Raw genomic sequence first — 17,714 nt, 5'->3', positions numbered from 1 at the left:
GCAGTGGGTGCTGCTGTCTTTAGACTCAGCGACATTCAGCAGTGTACACGGTCTGCCGCTATTCCCCGTCTACGTCGACTTTGACGCCACCGTTACCGACTTCGACATCAACGTTGTCGATCGCGTCTTGAAGGGTCTCTCGACGTTCTTCTCGACGTTCCCTGCGATTCTCTGCAGGGGTATCGGAGTCAGCATCGATCTCCACTGTTGGTGATCCATTCACCGGTGGCGTCGCAGGCGATGTTTCATTGACATCGACGTCACATCCGGTTGTAACCAGGACTGCGGTGAGCAGGGAAGAGATAAGAATGGTTTTCATTTTCTTTCTTTCGGGCTGAGTTGGAATTGAAAAGATCGCCGTGAACAACTATTGCCAACACCAAAGAACCCGCCGCCGGTCTCGTGTTGAACATGTTTCATCTTTCGATTCTCCAGTAGAGAAATGAAGTAGAGCTGCTTGAGTTTGTTTTGAAGTCAGGCTGATCGAAAAACAACCACAAAGGGTTCTGCATAGGGTTTCCTTTTGACATGATCGCAAAGCAGATCCCGAATCTAGTCTTGGATCAGTTGCTAACGGGACATTGGCATACGAGTGGTGCGGCGGAGTCGAATTGGAAAGCGGATTCGAGAAAGCAAACAGTGTGCCAGAGAATTTTTGATCATTGAGCTACGTGCTCTACTGTGACTCATCAAGTTTTGGTCGCAGTGAAACCACAATCTCAGCGGGTACGGTACTCTCAATTCGTAGGTCTTCTGGGAGGTTGGTAAGACTATCCGCGGTGAACCAGCGGAAAATGGTCTTGCCTTGCTCTTCCCTGATCTCAAGCGAGACGGCAAGCCTTGTCGGATCGAGCATTGCGAATGTCGGCTCGGGTCCTGAGAGAGTGGCTTCGGCGAAGTTTGGTTTGGGTTCGGCGATTTCATAATCTGGGGGTATATTGCGGAACTCGATGGGTACCGCGAATGTTCGTTGGACGATATCTGTGTGATAGGCGAATGCGAACCAAAGTGCGGTGGCTGCCGACAACGCAGCAAGACCGGTCGCCCAATCCGATAGTCGGCGTTCGCCTTTGGCATCGAAGGAACCGTCTTGAGTATCAAAGTAGCGTCGCAGGTGATCGGCCAGATCAGCGGGATCGACCTCGGTCATCTCAGCGTCCTGGGCGACAGTAATCGTGCCTCGTTCTTCGGAGACTGCGACGACCAACGCGTCGCAGCGTTCCGCCAATCCCAACGCGGCAGCGTGACGGGTTCCGCAGTCGTGTACTCTTTCGACCTGGGTCGTCAAAGGTAGATGCATGCCAAGGGTCATGATGCGATCACTCTCAATCAATACCGCACCATCGTGCCCTGGTGACTTGGGATGAAAGATGCTCAATAGCAACGGCAGACTGATCTTCGCATCGACCGAAACGCCACCGTGAATATGGCGATCGAGCGGCTCACGTCCTGGAAAGACGATTAACGCTCCAATCCGCTTCTGAGCCATTTCATCGGCTACTTCGGTAATCGTCTCGACCAGTCGCCTTCGTGAGTCGTTGGGCGAGTGCTGACGAAACAAACGAAAAGAAGCCAACCGCTCGAACCCGTGCCGAATGTCTTGTTGAAATACAACAACGATCGCCAATGCGATACCGACCAACCCATAGTGAAAAAACATCGTGGTCAGGTACAGATCAAGCCAGCGGGCAAGCAAGAATAGAAGTACAAGTCCAGTCGAAACAAGCCCGAGAGTTCTCGATGCTCGATTCCTCAGCCAGACAAGAACCACATACAGCAGTACAGCAACGATACCGATGTCCAGCAGGTCTGCAACGCGAACTTGATCGAGCAAGTCGCCACTGAGCAAGTGTCCGTTTGTTGTCGGCATGGCTCACCATTGTGGCTTGAAGCGATCATGGATATGCCCGACTATCAATTCCCGACTTTTCTTGGCTGATAAATCCTGCGTATGCTCGATGTCCTCAATCTCCGCCGCCAGCTCCACATCCTTGATGATGTCTCGGAACCAAGTCGAGTAGTCATGCTGGTGAAGATGGTGCAGCCATGTTGCTTCATCGACGCCTTCGGCTGTTTTGATAAACTCCTTCAAGTTGGCGGTCGCAAGCGAGAGTTGTTTGTCAGCACCACGAAAAACGAACTGCAGCTCCTGGTCCATCTCGCCGTCGTAGTAGCTGTGTTGATGTCGTTGGCCATCGGTTCGTGGTGCCAGTCGGCTGAACCAAACTGGCCGCTCGTCACCTCGTCGCCAAGCCAAGGCACGATGCGGACGATGATCTTCGGGCGGATGAAATTTGGGAAGAGTCTCTTTCATCAGTTCACAACATTGACGGATCGCGTCATCGGGTTTCTCGGCGATGGAAATGATCCAATCGACGTGTTCCAGCACCGCCGTTGAGATCTGATCATGGTATGCGGTGATAAAAATGATTCCGGCCAGTTCGTCGCCACTCCACATTCTTGCCGGTTGCCAATCTTTCGGCGCGGCATAATGCGCTTCGTCAACAATGATCCAGTGCGGCCGGCCGGTACGACTTCGCAACTCCGCTAAAGCGCGAAAGAGACGATTGAAGTACTCTGGCCGGTCATTCTTTTTGATTCCAAAGAAACTGACGACGCAGTGGTCGTCGGGCTGTTCAAGCACACCCACCACTTCTTCGACTGCCGGCGGACGATCGGCAGTCCCCAGTGCGATCGAGCCATCCAATCCGCGGTAGTCGCCTTCTGGATCGACGACACAGCATTGCTCACCTCGGCGGGTCAGTGACTCCATGACGCTGATAGCCAGCTTGCTCTTGCCGCCACCTGGTCCGCCAGTCACCAAGACACTATCGCCGTAACCGGGTATCGAAAACGGCTTTCCATCGAGCATGCTTCCGAAAACCAATCGACGCTCGGGGCGATCGCGAAGCTGAGAAAGATCACTGTCTAGCATCATCTCGATCAGTTCCTCGACACCTTTGCCGCGAGCACTGCTGGTCACCAGATCGGCCATCTCCTTTACTCGGGATAACGCATTGTCGACCGCAGCTGCAATGCCGCACGACCGCATCATTGCCTCGTCGTTCTCTGCATCACCGACTGCGACAACGTTTTGCGGCGAATAGCCCAGCTGGTCCAAAGCTCGTGCCAAACCAGACGCTTTGTTCACACCGCTGGGCAATAACATCACTGCGTCTTTATTAAAGATGATCTGCCAGTCAATTGCGAATTCGCGAATCACGTCCAACGCGATCGTCTCAAAAGGCTGCCAGGTCGCCACGATGCATCGGCCGGTCTCCAAACGATCTACTCCTCGGCGGCGCAGCTCGTTCTCAATACCGGGTGGTGGCGGTTCGGCGAGTAAGGTTTCTTCACCAGTCGATGGATCGAACAGCAGAGCACCGTTCTCGGCAACGATACGATTGAACAAAGAAACATCGGAGAACAGATCGAGGACGGGTTCGAGTCGTCTACCTGTCACCAAGATCAGCTTGCGTCCTGAGTCGCGTAGTCGGCGAAGGGCGTCAACGGTGGAGTCTTCAACGTGTCCATCTTTAGCGAGCGTGCCATCATAGTCCGCAGCGAGAACGTGGTAGCGCATGATATTGTGGGTTTCGTCAAAGGTCTGGCAGGATCAAACGTTTATCGACTGGCTCGGCGATGACGATTTGAATGGACTGCGATCGGTCTTCCACCGCATCCACGGCAGATGTCTGGTATTGTGGACGAGGTGACGCGTTCGGCATCGGAAAGGATCAACTGACTCGCACCTGTCCACTTCAGGGGGTATTGCAATTGGTGTGCCAACGCGATCGAACTTGGAGCTGAATTTGCTTGCCACTTGTCAAGCGTTTTGCTCGCCTCAGACGTGTACTTCCACACGCACCGGCGAGAGATGACAGGCTTCCAGCAATCGCCACGAGAAATTTTTCTATGGCCGGGAGTACTGCTCGCACTCAACCGGTTGTATGTACCACTGTAAGAAGTGTTACTGTGAAAATCACTGGGTTCCTCTCTCAAGAACTGCTGGAGACGTCGGCGGAGAGTTTCCGCGTCGTAATCCTGGGCGTGCAGCAGCAGGAACACCCATTGTTTCAGCGTACTCGTCCCAGAGATCGCCTGCTCTGCCAAGGCATGCTGCTTCAATTCTACGGTACGCCCGACCTCAAGCTTAATGGATCTGCTTCGGGAGAAACTCTCAGTGACGTCCGAGTTACGTAGTACGTATTTCGTCATGCAAAGCATGACCTACCGGTATTGGCAGGTTGCAAACCAGCCTCACTGCGTGCCGGATTTGTCATGCAGAACATGACTTTCGATTGATTACGGAAGAATGGGCTAGCGGTTTCCCGTGCCGGGCAGGGTTCCGATCGTTGCTTCCTCCAGGTGCGTGTTGAAGTTCAAGGTCTTTGGATCGATGGACGCTTGAGACACTCGGAAACTTGGCCCCGGTTTGCCATTGGCCAATCGTTGACTGATCGTTGCACTGGCATCGGCGGAACGTTGGATGATCAAACGACCTTTTTGCGACGCGTACGACGCGCGTCCGGCGGTGCACTGCAGGATTCCCGATTCATCACGAGACTTGACAAGCACCCCGCCGACGGCCTCCATCTCCCAAGGCATCGGGTATCCCGGAATCGACTTTAGAGCCGGAGAGACGTCCGGCGAGATTCCGAAACGCAGATCATTGCAATCGAGCGTCGATTCGCCGACCGCCAGTTGCTCCATCTGCCTAACGTCAACACTTTGCTCCCAGTTGTCCAGTTCACGAAGTCCCGCACGCACACCACCGAGGAACGAGAGCATCTTCGTCCCGAGATCCGCACGCATCGAATGGTGAAAGGTGAGGTGCAAACCGTTGAGCACGGGTGCGTCCGTTGAAGGTTTCGTGCGTTCGGTGGTTTCGGATCCGCCGAGTTGACCGGTCAAGGAAGCACCGCGCGGGGTCAGCATCCATCCGCGATAAGAGCCCGGGCCGCTTGCCAGCAGATTGCCACCGGCGGATGGTTCCAAAAAGATCTGCCTCGCAAGCATCTCGTGCCGAGAAAGCACCTGCCCGTGTTGGTCATGCTGTTCGGCTTGCGCGACCACCATCTCACCGGGTCCTTGGATCAGACGAATTTGAGAGATACTTGCTTGCTGCATGCTGGCCGTCTGCTGGACATCGACAGGGGTGGACAAATCGATCTCCATTCGTTGGCCTTGCACGTGAATGGCCCACGGTTCCAGATTCTGGATCAAGGCGGCTTTGATCTGAACACCGCCGGTCAACACGGCCATGCGTCCATCAAACTGCATGTCCCCGTTCCATTGGCAATGCGGTGGACGAACCCACTGGATTCTCGATTCAGCTCTTTCGTCGAGCGATGCGGGCATCACCGCCGTTGGCATCATGAACTCACCGGCGCCGTCGATTCGGATCTGATTCTGTGATGGCCAAACTCGGATCATGGGACCGACGAAGTATCCGTCGCCGAGTTCAAAACGAGCAGGCGATTCTGGGCCGCTGCCCAATTGCAGCAGGTCCGCTCCACCACCATCGATCATGCGCAATTGGTCGCCTGACATCTTGGCTCGCAGCATTTGATCGCCCGCGGCGAGCGTGTGATGCAGTTCGACGCCTCCGGTTGCGCTCAGGTCTTGCGCCGTGACCACGTTGTTGGTCAACTGCAGCATCACGCTGACTTGATCGCCGTGAATCGATGGACGTGGACGCGATACCGGGGGACTGGTGCCGTCAGCGTTCTGGGGCTGGCCGACCCATTGCCTGAGCACAGATCCCGACGTGCCCCCCGAGGTTGTGTTGCCGGCAAGACCGGCAGCCGAGTTGCCGCTTTCCGGTGGGAATGGGTCGATCAAATGTTTGAACTGAATATAGACCGCATTCGCAGTGGCTTCGAGCGCCCGGGAGTCGATGGAGACGTTCCCGGTGGCTTGGACGCGGTCGGGAACCAAGGTTTGAGTCGAACCGCGTGTCTTGGTCGACGAAGTGGAAACCAAAGGCTGCAACACGGTGGACGGAGAAAGCCCGCTTGGGTCTCGTGTTTCCAACGCTGGAGTGGCCGCCAGTTCGATCGTTGGCGAACGTGACGGCCCCGGTTGAAAGACACCCTGCACAGAGTCCGCGTGGAACTCGCCGCCGTCGGTCAGTTTTGCGAACACTGCTCCATCGAGAAAAACATTGACCTTGCTCGTCAAGGTTTGATCTCGCAGATCGCTGAGTGAAGTGCGATCTTGGGGCTCGATTCGGCATCCGTCGCGCCAACGGATTTGAGCGACAGGAATGTTTGGATCATCCACCGTGACGATACCGGCTCCTTGTGCATCGATCGTTCCCAGTTCCTCTGGTCGGTCGGGGCGATAAAGGTACTCAAATCGCGACAGCCTGGCGCCGATGGCTCCACGACGTAGCTGAACGCCGGTGCTGCCGTGAGCACGCATCCAGCCGTTGATCGCGTCGAAGTTGATTTCTTCGGCCACGATTTGAAGATTTTGAGACGGGAAATCCATCGCGGCGGGATTTCCCACCGCTTTGAAGCGATCCAGCCAGTCCATCGGCCCATCGCGTTTGAGCTTGGAGTTGATCGGATCACGAAGCACCAGATCGAGTTGATCGCAGGAGAATCGGCCGTCGGGTTCACCCGGCACACGATACAGCAACTCGATCTTGTCGCGGACCGAGAGTTGATCGATCAGGAAATCATAGAGCAGCATCCCGTCACAGTTGATCGAAACCGTTCCCGCCGGTCTCCGTTTTGCAACGTCACCAGCATTCGTCGGCGGAGACTTGTTGATGAAATCATCCAAGGGAATGTCGAGCTGCTTGAGGTACACCAACTCCATCGAGTCGAGGATCGATCGGTCGGACTGGCCTGCTGCTGCCCGTGATGCCGTCGATGCGAGCTTGATGGTCAAGTTTTGCCCGATCAGCATCGCGCTGCCGATGGTCATCTTGATCGTTTCGGTGGTCCATATTTTTTGGTTGTCGATTCCGACGTTGCTGGTTTGCAACGCAAGTGACTGATTCGGACTGGTCTTGCTACGTCGCTTGATGGAGACCTTACCGAGCATGCGACCACGCTGAATCGGTGGTGCACTGCCGTCGGTCATGTCAAAGGACTTGGAGAACAATAATTCCGCACCTTCCTCCGCTGTCAGCACGAGCGGCTCGTCGGACTGATCGTCGCCGAATCCGCGACCCACGATCAACGTGATCGGCCAAAGTTTCCATTCATAATCCGACGTCTGCTGCCAGTTGTTGAACAGCAACGTTCCGTTGGGCGTCAACAAACGTCGGCATTCACCCAGTTGCCAGTCGCCAGGTGCGAACAGGTCCCGAACGTTGTCTTTCAGCTCCGGCTGAGCGGTCGGTTGACGGGCGGGCACCATCGCGATGACAGGGGGACGCAACCACTGGGTGGCTGCCGCGTTGTAGGCAGCAGCCATCCCGATGAGAATGAAAAGTGCGGTGAAGTAATGGGCAAGCTTTCGCAACATGATTGAGTGATCAGCCGACGATTTCTCCTAAGTCACACAGAGTCGTGACGTTGGATCAATGGCAGAGATGTTCCTCCCAACGTTGCTTGCTGCGCAGCAGTCGCTCGATTAACTCTCTCAGGGCTCCTTCGCCGCCACGACTGCGTAGAATCCATTGGGCGGCACGACGCGTATCCGTTGCCGCATCGGCGGGGGCGACCGCCAGTCCGACGCGTTGCATGACGGGAATGTCCGGCAAATCGTCGCCCACATAGCAAACGTTTTCTGGCTTGCACTTTAGCGCCGCCATCATCCCCACGGCCTCGGGCCACTTCTGTTCTTGGCCTTGGCTGACGTGCTGGATCCCCAACTCGGTCGCGCGTCGACGCACGATCTCACTCTGACGAGAGGTGATGATCCCAAACTGGAATCCGCTTTGCATCCAAAGCTTGACCCCCAACCCGTCTCGAACATGAAAACATTTTGTCTCCAATCCGGCAGCATCATAAATGATCTTGCCATCCGTCATCACGCCGTCGACATCCGACAGAATGCACGTGATCGGCAGAGCGGTCTCTGATTCGGACTGAAGTTTGAAGGGCATGCGTGGTCGTTTATTGGGATGACGAGTTGGGGGTCGCGTGTGAAACACTGAGACGCGGACGCGTCAGAGGAACGCTGGCGCGAAACGTATCGTCGACTTCGCCCAACGCGATCAAATCCGTGATGTCGAGCATCCCAACGGGCTTGTGATCCGTATCCACCACGGGCAGCTCACTGATTCGATGACGCGACATGCGGGCGATGGCATCATTGAGCAGTACACCTGTCGCGATACTGTGTGGCCGCGATGTCATCTTGCTCGCGATCGGTGTGTCGGTGGCGCTGTCGTCACCGGTTTCGAACAGCCGAGCAAGATCGCTGTCGGTAAAGATTCCGCTCAGTTGGCCGCTGTCATTGATCAGCATCACCGCGCCACTGCGTCGTCCACAATCGCTGCGAGTGACGATGGCTTGGCGAATGGTTGCCGTCTCACTTGCAACGCGGCATGCCGACAGGGGACGCATGTATTGTTGAACGGTCGCGAGTTTTCGCCCCAGGGATCCGCCCGGATGAAACTTTGCAAAGTCCTGTGGCGTGAACTGCTTGAGCTGGCTGACCAACATCGCAATCGCGTCGCCCACGGCCATCATCACCGCCGTGCTGGCTGTCGGCGCCAAACCGTTGGGGCAGCATTCGCTATGATGACCGATCGTGACCACGCAGTCGGCCGCGGCGGCAAGCGGATTTTCTTTATCCGCCGTGATGGCGATCAAGCCGCTGGATTGATGACGCAAAATGGATGCAATGCGTGTGATTTCTTCACTGCGTCCCGAATTGGAGATCGCCCAAACGAGGTCGTTTTCGCGGACACGCCCCAAATCCCCATGGACGGCTTCTGCGGGATGCAAAAAATGAGCCGGCGTCCCCGTGCTCGCCAACGTCGCCACCAGCTTCTGGCCGACCAACCCTGCTTTGCCGACCCCGGTGACCACGACGCATCCGTCACACTGCGCCGTCATCTCGGCGGCTTGCACCGCGTCCGCCGTCAACAGTTTTGCCGCTGCGGCGATCGCATTGGCCTCTGCGGTAACGGTTTCCCGCAACATTCGCAGTCTTTCCACCAATGATTGAGGAACCACGGGCGTGGAAAGTTCGCCGAGGGATTCGCGAGACCGCGAACTTGCAGATGACACCTTGAAATCCTTCCTTGGCAACGACGGTTCGACCGGCAATTCCATTGACCGGTGCATTCAGCTCAGTTGCCGCACGTTACAGGATGCGACTCTCCAGAGGCAACGTGATTCACCGGCGAACAGACCTCCCGGGGGCAAAAAACACCCAGGATTGATAGCATTCCCGGCGTTTGGCCAGTCCGCTCGACACCTAGTGCATCATCCGGTCTTGATTTTGGCGTTAGCCGTTTTGGCGTTAGCCACGGTTGTGTCAAAAACCGTGGCTAACGCCAAAACGGCTCATCTACCGAACCCACGTTCTAAGACTGGACGATGCACTAGTGATGAGTTTGTCGCACCTGAGACGACACTTGCTCGTTCAATCCTTCTACAATGGTGCCATCCACCCGCCGGAATCTTCGACCGACTGTCGTCCTGATTCCACTCTCCCCCCACTTTTCACCCGAGGTCAACATGTCGTCTGAAGGTTCGCGTCGTCAATTTCTCGGCTCCGCCGCTTCCCTTTCCGCAGGCATGACCCTTGCCTCTCTAGGGGTCGGTGCATTGAACTCAGGTTCCGGCGACCGCGCCACTGCCGCCGAACCGAACGAAAAGCCCGCCGCTCGGGTGGAGCGTTTGGGAATCGGCGCGATCGGCATGCGGTACCAGGGCAGCGTGATCACCGAGAAAGCTCGATTGTACGGCGACGTGGTGGCGATCGCCGACATCGACCGTCACGTGAGAGAACAAGCGCGAGCGAGTTTTGGCAGCACCCCACGCATCTTTGAAGACTACCAGGATTTGCTGGCACGCAAGGATGTTGACGTGGTCCTGATCGCCACTCCTGATCATTGGCATACCAAAATGCTGATCGATGCGGTTCGCGCAGGCAAAGACGTCTACTGCGAAAAACCGCTGACCCTGACGATCGACGAAGGCAAGGTGCTGCGTGACACCATCGGCGATACAAAGCAGGTCGTTCAAGTCGGCACGTGGCAACGCAGCGACCACCTCTTTCGCTTGGCCGTCGAGATGGTTCGCCAAGGACGCGTCGGCAAACTGCAACGGGTGACCTGCGCGACCGACAAAAACCCGACCGGTGGCCCCTTCCAAACCGCCCCGGTCCCCGGCAACCTCAACTGGAATCTTTGGCAAGGACAAACGCCTGACGTGCCCTACATTCCCGAGCGATGCCATTACACCTTTCGCTGGTGGCAGGAATACTCTGGCGGAAAGATGACCGACTGGGGAGCACACCATATCGACATCGCCCAATGGGCCATCGATAGCTTGCCCGTCCACATCGATGGGATCGCCAAGTATCCCAACGTCCAAAACGGGTACAACGTCGCAACCGACTTCGGCGCAACGATCCAGTACGCCAACGGAGTCGAGCTACGCATCATGGACGAAGGACGCAATGGGATCATGTTCGAGGGAGACCAGGGCCGGATCTTTGTCAATCGCGGGGTGATCTCCGGTGCGCCCGTCGAGCAACTGGCCGACAATCCGTTGCCACGCGGGTCGTTTGGTGTCTACCAAGATGACAACTTGGAACGCCCCGAACGGACGGGAAAACTGGACGCCATCATCAATCACATGGGCAACTTCTTTGACTGCATCGATACCCGTCGAAAAACGATCTCGGACATCGAAGGACAGCATCGCAGCGTCAGCACTTGTCACCTAGCCAACATTTCCATGAAACTGGGACGCCCGCTGAAATGGGACCCCAGCAAAGAAGTGTTCGTGGGGGACGACGAAGCCAACGGGCACCTCAAGCGTGAGCAGCGTTCCGGTTTCGAGACGGTGTAGTCACGTCCGACGATACAATCCCATTCCAACCAGTCTTTTCACGAGTGCCCAAGCCGCGACTTGAGCTTCGTGCTGGTACTTGAATCTTTTCCAATCAAGGTCAAATTTAGATCGCAACACTAGCCCACACCCTACCAGATCAGCCCCCCTATGAACAAAGTCTTGATTGTTATCGGCGACGCAACCGAATTGCTCGACACGATGTATCCCTACTATCGACTGCAAGAAGCCGGTTTTGAGCCCGTGGTGACGGCACCCGAAAAACGTCGCTACCAACTCGTCTTGCACGAAATCAAACCGGGGTGGACGATCACCAAGGAGTGGGAAGGGTACACGCTGGAGTGTGACGTTCCGTTCAGTGAAGTCAACGAGTCCGAGTACGCCGGGATCATGTTCTCCGGCGGTCGCGCGCCCGAGTACATCCGCTACGACAAAGACCTCGTGCGGATCACCAAGCATTTCTTTGCCGAAGGAAAGCCGATCGCAAGTGTGTGTCACGGGGTCGAAATCCCCGCCTACGCAGATTGTGTTCGCGGTCGGCGGATGGCGACGGTCCCGAAGTGCCAATTTGACTTGGAAGTCTGTGGCGGAATCTTCGTCAACGAACCCTGCGTCATCGACGGAAACCTGTTCAGCGGACGAACGTTCCACGACAACGGCGCATACGTCGGCCCCTGGATCGAAATGCTGTTGGCTAACCAACGCATCTCGTAGTGGACGAGGGCACGAGTACCCCGCATCTCGTCCACTACGGCGGTAAATGGGCGCTCGTTACTAGCCCGGATTATTCATCAGCCGCTGGCGCGATAGCGTCCGGTTCCCGTGTATAGGTGCAACAACCGGACGCTATCGCGTGGCGGCTGATGTGCGCAGACTGTTTTCGTGCGCATCCGCGCAAGCGGTTTCACGCAAACGTGTTGCGATGACTGTTGTGAATCGCGTGCATAATCCGGGCTAGCGTGCACGAATCACGTCGGGTTTCGTTTCTCTGAGGATCTGCACGATGTCAGCTCGGCACGTTGCATCAAGATGCGCGTATTCCTCCGACTGGTTCTTGCCGGTCAAGACGGCCTCCAACTGGCGACACACTTCCTGTTTTAAACAATCCTGCAGCGAGTCAAAGGCGTCCGAGTAAATCAGATAACTCAGTGGGTAGCGGAACATTCGTGTCTGCAGATCAAAATCCCGCAAGGAGCGTCCGCTGGAATCTGATGGCCCACGGCGAGTGAAGTGATCGGCAAAAACCACTGAGCCTTTGACCTCGCTCGTCAAAGGGGCTTCGTCGCAAAATAGCATTCTATCGACGACCCGCTTGGCAACGCTTGCCAGCTGCACTTTCCATTCCTCAGCGTCGGTCGGTGCAGAGCCTTGCTGGTGCAGCATCTGTCTGACCACAAAATCCGCCCGAGTCATTTCGTTGTGCATTTGCGTTTGATGCTCCAGCACCATCAATGCCACGATATCGCTGTAGGGCGACAGATAGTTTTGAGTATCGAACTCGTCTCGCACATGAGTCCAATTGCCGTTGGCCGAGGTGTCCAACATTCCTGCTTTGAGGTAAGCATTGCCCATGTGTTTCATGTCACCGTGCCGACCGGTGACGTACCATCCGCCCCAACGCTGAGAAAACGGACTGGCATCGCTGGTGATGAAGGACTGTTTTTGCGAATCGATGCTGCCATCAAACGTCGTCAAGACACTGCGAATCGTATGTCCAGGTACCCCCTGCGTCATTGATGTGGAGTGGCAGGCCAAGCAGTCGTAGTCGGCTCGCTGAATCTTGGCACGCCATGGCATCATGTCGACGGTGTAAAACGCTGCTCCGAGCTTCGGATCCGTGGTCGAGATCTCCGCCAGTGAGCTGCCGTTGACCCAGCCAACGTACGTGTCGTCGTTGAAGTAGATGGCTCGCGGGTTGTGCCGTGAAATGTAACGCACCTGCATGCTGGTTTTTGAAAACACCAGCGTTTGAGACGACTCGGGGATATCGAGTTCTTTGAGCAACGACTGCAAGTAACCTTGCTGGGGCGAATACTCGAGCTTGAGCTCCCGGGACTCCAATCGCTCCATCAAACGTGTCACACGATTTTCGGCTTTCGTTTCCGTGTAGTGAAACGGTGCCTCCTCGATGTCCAGCTGAAACTGGGCCACCGCGAAGTTGTTGAACCAGCAAGGCATCAGACACAGCCAAAAAAGAACACTCAGCGACTTCATCGCGCACATCTCGTGGAGGAATGACCGATCAACTGGCGTTGCCGGAAGGATGCAGAGAATCAAATTCCGGCAACGTGTCCACCAGGATTTCTAGAATTGCTCGCCGCATCGTCGGGCTCAAATGGGAATACTCGGGCGAATCATCGTCACCTCGCAGTATTTCATGTAGGCGACCGAGCACCTTCAAACGGACTTCGTCTGGCAATCCGGCAAAGGCGGGCGAGTAAATCAAATAGCTGCAAGGGTATTGAAAAACCCGCGTCTTCAAATCGAGATCTCGCAGGGATCGTCCACGGGAATCTTTCTTGCCCCGTTCAGCAAAGTCAGTCGCAAAGCCCGACGTTCCCGAGACCGAATCGGTCAACTGAAACTCGTCGCACATCAACAAATGCTTCAGCACTCGCTCCGATGACGACGCGATTCGACGTTGCGCGCTCTCGCTGATGTGATCGGCAGGCCGATCCAACAGCTCGTTCATCTGATACGACTGATGCAACGCTTGACGTGTTTCATAATTGGCCGCAGCCATCGCATTATGCATCTGCGTCTGATGCTCCAGCACCATCAACGCAACGATGTCGCTGTGAGGCGTCAAATAAGCATCCACGGAGAACTTGTCATTCAAATCCGTGCGGTTGGCGCCCGACTCCCGATCAAAATCAGTGTCATCCTCTCCACACAAGGTGTTGCCCATGTGACGCATGCTGCCATGCCGCCCCGTCACGTACCAACCGCCCCATCGATCGCGAAAATCACTGGTGTGATCGGTGGTGAACGTTCCATTGCCCAATAATGGCCGCCCTGACCTGTCAGGGAACACACTGCGAACCAAGTACCCCGGTACGTTCTGCGTTCGCGAGGAAGCGTGGCACGAAAGACAACCGCCCTTGTCCCGCACGAAAGTTGGCACTGCGTCGCGGTCTTGTTTCAGGGTGTAAAACGTTGCACCCTGCTTCGCGTCCGTCGCGGCAAACTCCAGCACATCGCCCCGCTGACAAAAACCCACGTAAACGTCATCGTTAAAATACAACGCGCGGGGACGAGTCGGTGAAATCCGGCTCAGTTGCAAACTTGTCTTTGAAAAAACCAACGTTTGAGAACTGAGCGGCACATCCAAGTGCTCCAAGACCGATTTGAGGAAACCGAATCCTTCGTCATACTCCAGCGTCACGGACCCGGCCGCAATTTTTTCTGCCAACCGGGCGACCGGATCATTGACCTTGGCGTTAAGATAATCGATCGGTGGTCGCTCGAAGTCTGCTTGCTGAGCGTTTGCGCCACGAACCAGCGTGAACGCGACAGAGAGCAAGGCGACAACGATTCCCAGAGTACGACACATAGAATTGGGCGGTGAATTGGGCAGCGAAACGAGTGGCGGGACAGCGAAATCAGCAGCAAGTTTGGCGGCGAATTCGGCAGTAAGTTTGGCAGCGAGTATGGCGGGGCAATGCACTTGTGCCCGATCGCCGTGCAAAAAAATCGCGGCGAACAAGCATTAGTGCACCTCAAGGTATACAATAAAAGGCGGCCGGTCAAGGTCCCCTTCGAGATTCATTATTACACGACTAGGCGTTTTTGATGCTTTCTAAAACCGCGGAGTACGCATTGCGTGCCGTTGCTTGCATGGGCAGCCGAACGGGTGAGCCTATTTCGGCGGATGTCTTGGCCGAGCAGACCAAGGTTCCACGCCGTTACTTGACGCGTGTGCTGCAGGACCTCGCCGCTTCGGGATTGGTCACCAGCAGGCCCGGACCCGGTGGCGGCTATGAGCTTTCACGCCCCACCGACTCCCTGACGATTCTGGATGTGGTCAACACGGTCGACCCGATTCAGCGAATCAAGGATTGCCCATTGGGGCTGAAGTCACACACGGACCTGTGTCCGCTGCACAAGGAGCTGGATCAAGCGTACGCGGCGACGGAAAAAGCGTTCGCGAATGTGACGATCAAATCGCTGGTGGAGTCTGCCAGCCCGATCATCCCGCTGTGTGAGTCATAATCTGGGATAACGGGCTAGGCTGTTTGGTCTTTGGTATTGGCTCGAAGTTTCGGCGCTATTGCTTGTCCACTGTCACCACCCCCAAGGAGCTTGGGGGAGGTCGAGCAGAGCCCTTTCGGCGAATGCGAGGGAGGGGGCCGGTTGGTGCAAGTCAGCGATCAGCAATGGCAATACGCTTGGCGGGGCACGCTATCGACTTGGAAAGTCGAGCGACGATTGTCGTTCGACTTTCCAAGTCGAAAACGAACACCACCATCCGCCCAAACACGAACCATACGCATTGAGCCGTACTGCGTAGTAGTGCCACAACCCCGACCTTTTGAACAGACCAGGCTGGCCTGGACTCAATCCACCACTGGACTTCGAGCGAGGGCGACGGCACCCATCACGCCGGCTTGTTCGCCGAGCTGCGATTGCTCGATCGCGATGGATTCGGTGGGGAACATGCGGACCCGGTCGGCGACGACGGCGCGTACCGTTTCCAGCAGGATGCGTCCGAACTGCGCGACACCGCCTCCCAGCACGATCATGTCCGGGTGCAGGGTGGTGATCACGTTGGCCACGGCGATGCCGACATAGCTTGCCGCATTCACGATGGCTTCTCGGATCGCGGGATCGTGTTCCGCTGCGATCGACATCGCTTTGGTCGTCACATTGTCTCCTTGACCATCGACCAAGTCGTGCAGGGTCGGCGCGAGCCCGATTTGCATCAGCCGGCTGCCTTCCGATGCGATGGCCGGTCCGCTGGCGAGTGTTTCCAGGCAACCACGGCTGCCGCACCCACATCGAGGACCTTGTGGCAAGATCGTTTGGTGCCCCAATTCGCCAGCCGCGCCGAGAGGACCCAGACGTAGCCGGCCGTCGATCACTAGTCCGCCGCCGACTCCGGTGCCCAACGCGATGAAGACCATCGTGATGTCCGGGCGGTCCCGTCCGTGGCCAAAGTGCAGCTCACCGAGGGTCGCGGTGCGAACGTCATTGAGCAATCGAATCGGGCAGCCGAGTTGATCAGAGAGCAGGTCTGCCACAGGCACATCGCGCCATTGGGTGGTCAAATTCGGCAGAAACTTTGTGATCCCATTTTGGACATCCACCAATCCAGGGACGCCCATGCCAACGCCACTGAGCGTTCCATGTCCGTCCGAGACACGATTGCTCATGTCGACCAGAAACTCGCCAATTCGTTTCAGCACGGCATTGGGGCCGTCGTGCGAATGCGTGGCGATGGAATCTTGCGTCAGGATCGTGCCATCAGAGTCCGCAATGGCCGCCTTGACCGCGGTGCCCCCGAGATCGACGCCGGCGAATAATTCTTTCATGATCCAGCCTCCTCTACTTGTGCCCAACGCTGTTCCCGGTGACTTGTCAGGATCGCTTCGCAAAGCAAGATTTCGCGATGCCCGTCGGCAAACGTTGGAAATGGACACGCCGACGTTTGATCACCCGATTCGATGTATCCGTAAAAGGTTCGAAACAGTTGCTTGAACGTGTCCGGAAAACCTTCGTTATGCCCGCCTGGGTAATTCGCGATCGCTGCGGCGGACGCGGACATTGTTCCGGGATCACGAATGAGTGTTTCATTGGGTCGATCGCGGTGGCCGATCCAAAGCTGATTGGGTTGTTCACTGTTGAACGAAATCGATTGCTGCGCCCCGGCGATTTCGAATCTCAAACAGTTTTTGCGCCCCGCAGTGACTTGGGAAACCGACAGAGAGCCACGGGCACCGTTGGCGAATTTCAGCAGAATCGCTGCTGCGTCTTCCGTCGTGATTTCAATCGGTTCCGTTTCGCCTCGGTCCGCCTCGCCGGAAAACGTTTTCACTCCGCCGACCGGCCGATGCCTGGTCGGATAGACCGTCTGCAAATCCGCGCAGACGGCAACGACGTGCTGGCCGGTGATGAACTGAATCAAGTCCAGCCAGTGCGTTCCGATGTCGGCAACCGCGCGTAGTTCACCGCCATCCGCCGCAACCACTCGCCAATTGAAATCGGTCGGTTTGAGCAGCCAGTCTTGGACGTAGCTGCCGGTCACGTGCAACGTTTCGCCAAAATCAGTCGATGCAATGCGTTCACGTGATTCGTGACAAAGCGGATAAAAGCGAATGTTGTAGGCTACTCCGGCGACCAATCCCGATTCCGCAGCCAGCTTCACGAGTTGTGCAGACTCGTCGGAATTCATTGCCAGCGGTTTCTCGCACATCACGTGCTTGCCAGCCTTCAGCACGGCTGTCGCTTGTTCAAAGTGCAAGCGATTGGGCGTGGCCAGATGCACCACGTCGACCGATTCATCAGCGAGAACCTCATCCAGCGACGCGTAACCTTTGTCCAATCCCAGGGATCGTGCTGCCTGTTGAGATTTTTCGGGCGTCGAGCCGACGATGCCGGCAACGTTGACCCCGGCACGCAACAAGGCTTCGACATGCACCGGGCCGATGAACCCCGTGCCGACAACGGCGGCCGTGAATGGTTTCGTCATGAGCAGATGGACAGAGTGTGGAACGCGCAAACCAC

At 56.3% G+C, this 17,714-nt stretch carries 14 protein-coding genes; 3 read left to right on the top strand and 11 right to left on the bottom strand.

What is annotated here, in order from left to right; genetic code table 11:
• Positions 1-58: 58 nt before the first annotated feature.
• From Pla52nx_RS20775 to Pla52nx_RS20745, 7 genes are all read right to left on the bottom strand, one after another.
• The gene (locus tag Pla52nx_RS20775) at positions 59-319 is read right to left on the bottom strand and encodes a hypothetical protein (RefSeq protein WP_146520853.1); all 261 of its coding nucleotides are present in this window, start codon (positions 317-319) and stop codon (positions 59-61) included.
• 357 nt (positions 320-676) lie between these two features.
• On the bottom strand, positions 677-1,870 hold the full coding sequence (locus Pla52nx_RS20770; RefSeq protein WP_146520854.1) for a diadenylate cyclase: 1,194 nt from the start codon (positions 1,868-1,870) through the stop codon (positions 677-679).
• A 3-nt stretch (positions 1,871-1,873) separates the two neighbouring features.
• Positions 1,874-3,583: an HAD family hydrolase gene (locus tag Pla52nx_RS20765; RefSeq protein WP_146520855.1), complete on the bottom strand. Its 1,710-nt coding sequence runs from the start codon at positions 3,581-3,583 to the stop codon at positions 1,874-1,876.
• A gap of 16 nt (positions 3,584-3,599) precedes the next feature.
• Complete coding sequence (locus tag Pla52nx_RS20760) at positions 3,600-3,728, bottom strand: hypothetical protein (RefSeq protein ID WP_261344251.1); 129 nt, start codon at positions 3,726-3,728, stop codon at positions 3,600-3,602.
• 592 nt (positions 3,729-4,320) lie between these two features.
• A complete protein-coding gene (locus Pla52nx_RS20755) occupies positions 4,321-7,482 on the bottom strand; it encodes a hypothetical protein (protein WP_146520856.1) in 3,162 nt (1,053 codons plus the stop codon).
• Positions 7,483-7,537: 55 nt separating this feature from the next.
• Positions 7,538-8,065 carry a KdsC family phosphatase gene (locus Pla52nx_RS20750; RefSeq protein WP_146520857.1) on the bottom strand — a complete coding sequence of 176 codons (528 nt, stop codon included), beginning with the start codon at positions 8,063-8,065 and terminating at the stop codon, positions 7,538-7,540.
• 10 nt (positions 8,066-8,075) lie between these two features.
• Positions 8,076-9,197, bottom strand: a complete 1,122-nt coding sequence (locus Pla52nx_RS20745; RefSeq protein WP_231742068.1) for a KpsF/GutQ family sugar-phosphate isomerase — start codon at positions 9,195-9,197, stop codon at positions 8,076-8,078.
• A 453-nt stretch (positions 9,198-9,650) separates the two neighbouring features.
• On the opposite strand from Pla52nx_RS20745, the gene Pla52nx_RS20740 reads away from it, so the two are divergent.
• On the top strand, positions 9,651-10,991 hold the full coding sequence (locus Pla52nx_RS20740; RefSeq protein ID WP_146520858.1) for a Gfo/Idh/MocA family protein: 1,341 nt from the start codon (positions 9,651-9,653) through the stop codon (positions 10,989-10,991).
• A 150-nt stretch (positions 10,992-11,141) separates the two neighbouring features.
• The gene (locus Pla52nx_RS20735; protein WP_146520859.1) at positions 11,142-11,705 is read left to right on the top strand and encodes a DJ-1/PfpI family protein; all 564 of its coding nucleotides are present in this window, start codon (positions 11,142-11,144) and stop codon (positions 11,703-11,705) included.
• A gap of 240 nt (positions 11,706-11,945) precedes the next feature.
• On the opposite strand, the gene Pla52nx_RS20730 is transcribed toward Pla52nx_RS20735, so the two are convergent.
• Both Pla52nx_RS20730 and Pla52nx_RS20725 read right to left on the bottom strand, forming a co-directional pair.
• Positions 11,946-13,169, bottom strand: a complete 1,224-nt coding sequence (locus Pla52nx_RS20730; protein WP_146520860.1) for a hypothetical protein — start codon at positions 13,167-13,169, stop codon at positions 11,946-11,948.
• Positions 13,170-13,233: 64 nt separating this feature from the next.
• On the bottom strand, positions 13,234-14,544 hold the full coding sequence (locus Pla52nx_RS20725) for a hypothetical protein (RefSeq protein ID WP_231742069.1): 1,311 nt from the start codon (positions 14,542-14,544) through the stop codon (positions 13,234-13,236).
• 239 nt (positions 14,545-14,783) lie between these two features.
• Here Pla52nx_RS20725 and Pla52nx_RS20720 point away from each other — a divergent pair, with 239 nt between their 5' ends.
• Positions 14,784-15,203: an RrF2 family transcriptional regulator gene (locus tag Pla52nx_RS20720; protein WP_146520861.1), complete on the top strand. Its 420-nt coding sequence runs from the start codon at positions 14,784-14,786 to the stop codon at positions 15,201-15,203.
• 344 nt (positions 15,204-15,547) lie between these two features.
• On the opposite strand, the gene Pla52nx_RS20715 is transcribed toward Pla52nx_RS20720, so the two are convergent.
• Entirely contained in the window at positions 15,548-16,522 is a 975-nt protein-coding gene (locus Pla52nx_RS20715) for an ROK family protein (protein ID WP_146520862.1), read from the bottom strand.
• A complete protein-coding gene (locus tag Pla52nx_RS20710; RefSeq protein ID WP_146520863.1) occupies positions 16,519-17,679 on the bottom strand; it encodes a Gfo/Idh/MocA family protein in 1,161 nt (386 codons plus the stop codon). Before Pla52nx_RS20710 ends, Pla52nx_RS20715 begins: the two co-directional genes overlap by 4 nt.
• Positions 17,680-17,714: the final 35 nt, after the last annotated feature.

Source organism: Stieleria varia, assembly GCF_038443385.1.
Lineage (GTDB): Bacteria > Planctomycetota > Planctomycetia > Pirellulales > Pirellulaceae > Stieleria > Stieleria varia.
Note: the sequence above shows the minus strand (reverse complement) of the source record. Positions and strands in the feature narration are given on the sequence as shown.

Bases quoted from the DNA above. Each gene is read 5' to 3' on its own strand.
- Pla52nx_RS20715 (WP_146520862.1), bottom strand. From the start codon at position 16,522: ATGAAAGAATTATTCGCCGGCGTCGATCTCGGGGGCACCGCGGTCAAG.
- Pla52nx_RS20735 (WP_146520859.1), top strand. From the start codon at position 11,142: ATGAACAAAGTCTTGATTGTTATCGGCGACGCAACCGAATTGCTCGAC.
- Pla52nx_RS20740 (WP_146520858.1), top strand. From the start codon at position 9,651: ATGTCGTCTGAAGGTTCGCGTCGTCAATTTCTCGGCTCCGCCGCTTCC.
- Pla52nx_RS20755 (WP_146520856.1), bottom strand. From the start codon at position 7,482: ATGTTGCGAAAGCTTGCCCATTACTTCACCGCACTTTTCATTCTCATC.
- Pla52nx_RS20765 (WP_146520855.1), bottom strand. From the start codon at position 3,583: ATGCGCTACCACGTTCTCGCTGCGGACTATGATGGCACGCTCGCTAAA.
- Pla52nx_RS20730 (WP_146520860.1), bottom strand. From the start codon at position 13,169: ATGCCTTGCTGGTTCAACAACTTCGCGGTGGCCCAGTTTCAGCTGGAC.
- Pla52nx_RS20710 (WP_146520863.1), bottom strand. From the start codon at position 17,679: ATGACGAAACCATTCACGGCCGCCGTTGTCGGCACGGGGTTCATCGGC.
- Pla52nx_RS20750 (WP_146520857.1), bottom strand. From the start codon at position 8,065: ATGCCCTTCAAACTTCAGTCCGAATCAGAGACCGCTCTGCCGATCACG.
- Pla52nx_RS20760 (WP_261344251.1), bottom strand. From the start codon at position 3,728: ATGCCGAACGCGTCACCTCGTCCACAATACCAGACATCTGCCGTGGAT.
- Pla52nx_RS20720 (WP_146520861.1), top strand. From the start codon at position 14,784: ATGCTTTCTAAAACCGCGGAGTACGCATTGCGTGCCGTTGCTTGCATG.
- Pla52nx_RS20725 (WP_231742069.1), bottom strand. From the start codon at position 14,544: ATGTGTCGTACTCTGGGAATCGTTGTCGCCTTGCTCTCTGTCGCGTTC.
- Pla52nx_RS20775 (WP_146520853.1), bottom strand. From the start codon at position 319: ATGAAAACCATTCTTATCTCTTCCCTGCTCACCGCAGTCCTGGTTACA.
- Pla52nx_RS20770 (WP_146520854.1), bottom strand. From the start codon at position 1,870: ATGCCGACAACAAACGGACACTTGCTCAGTGGCGACTTGCTCGATCAA.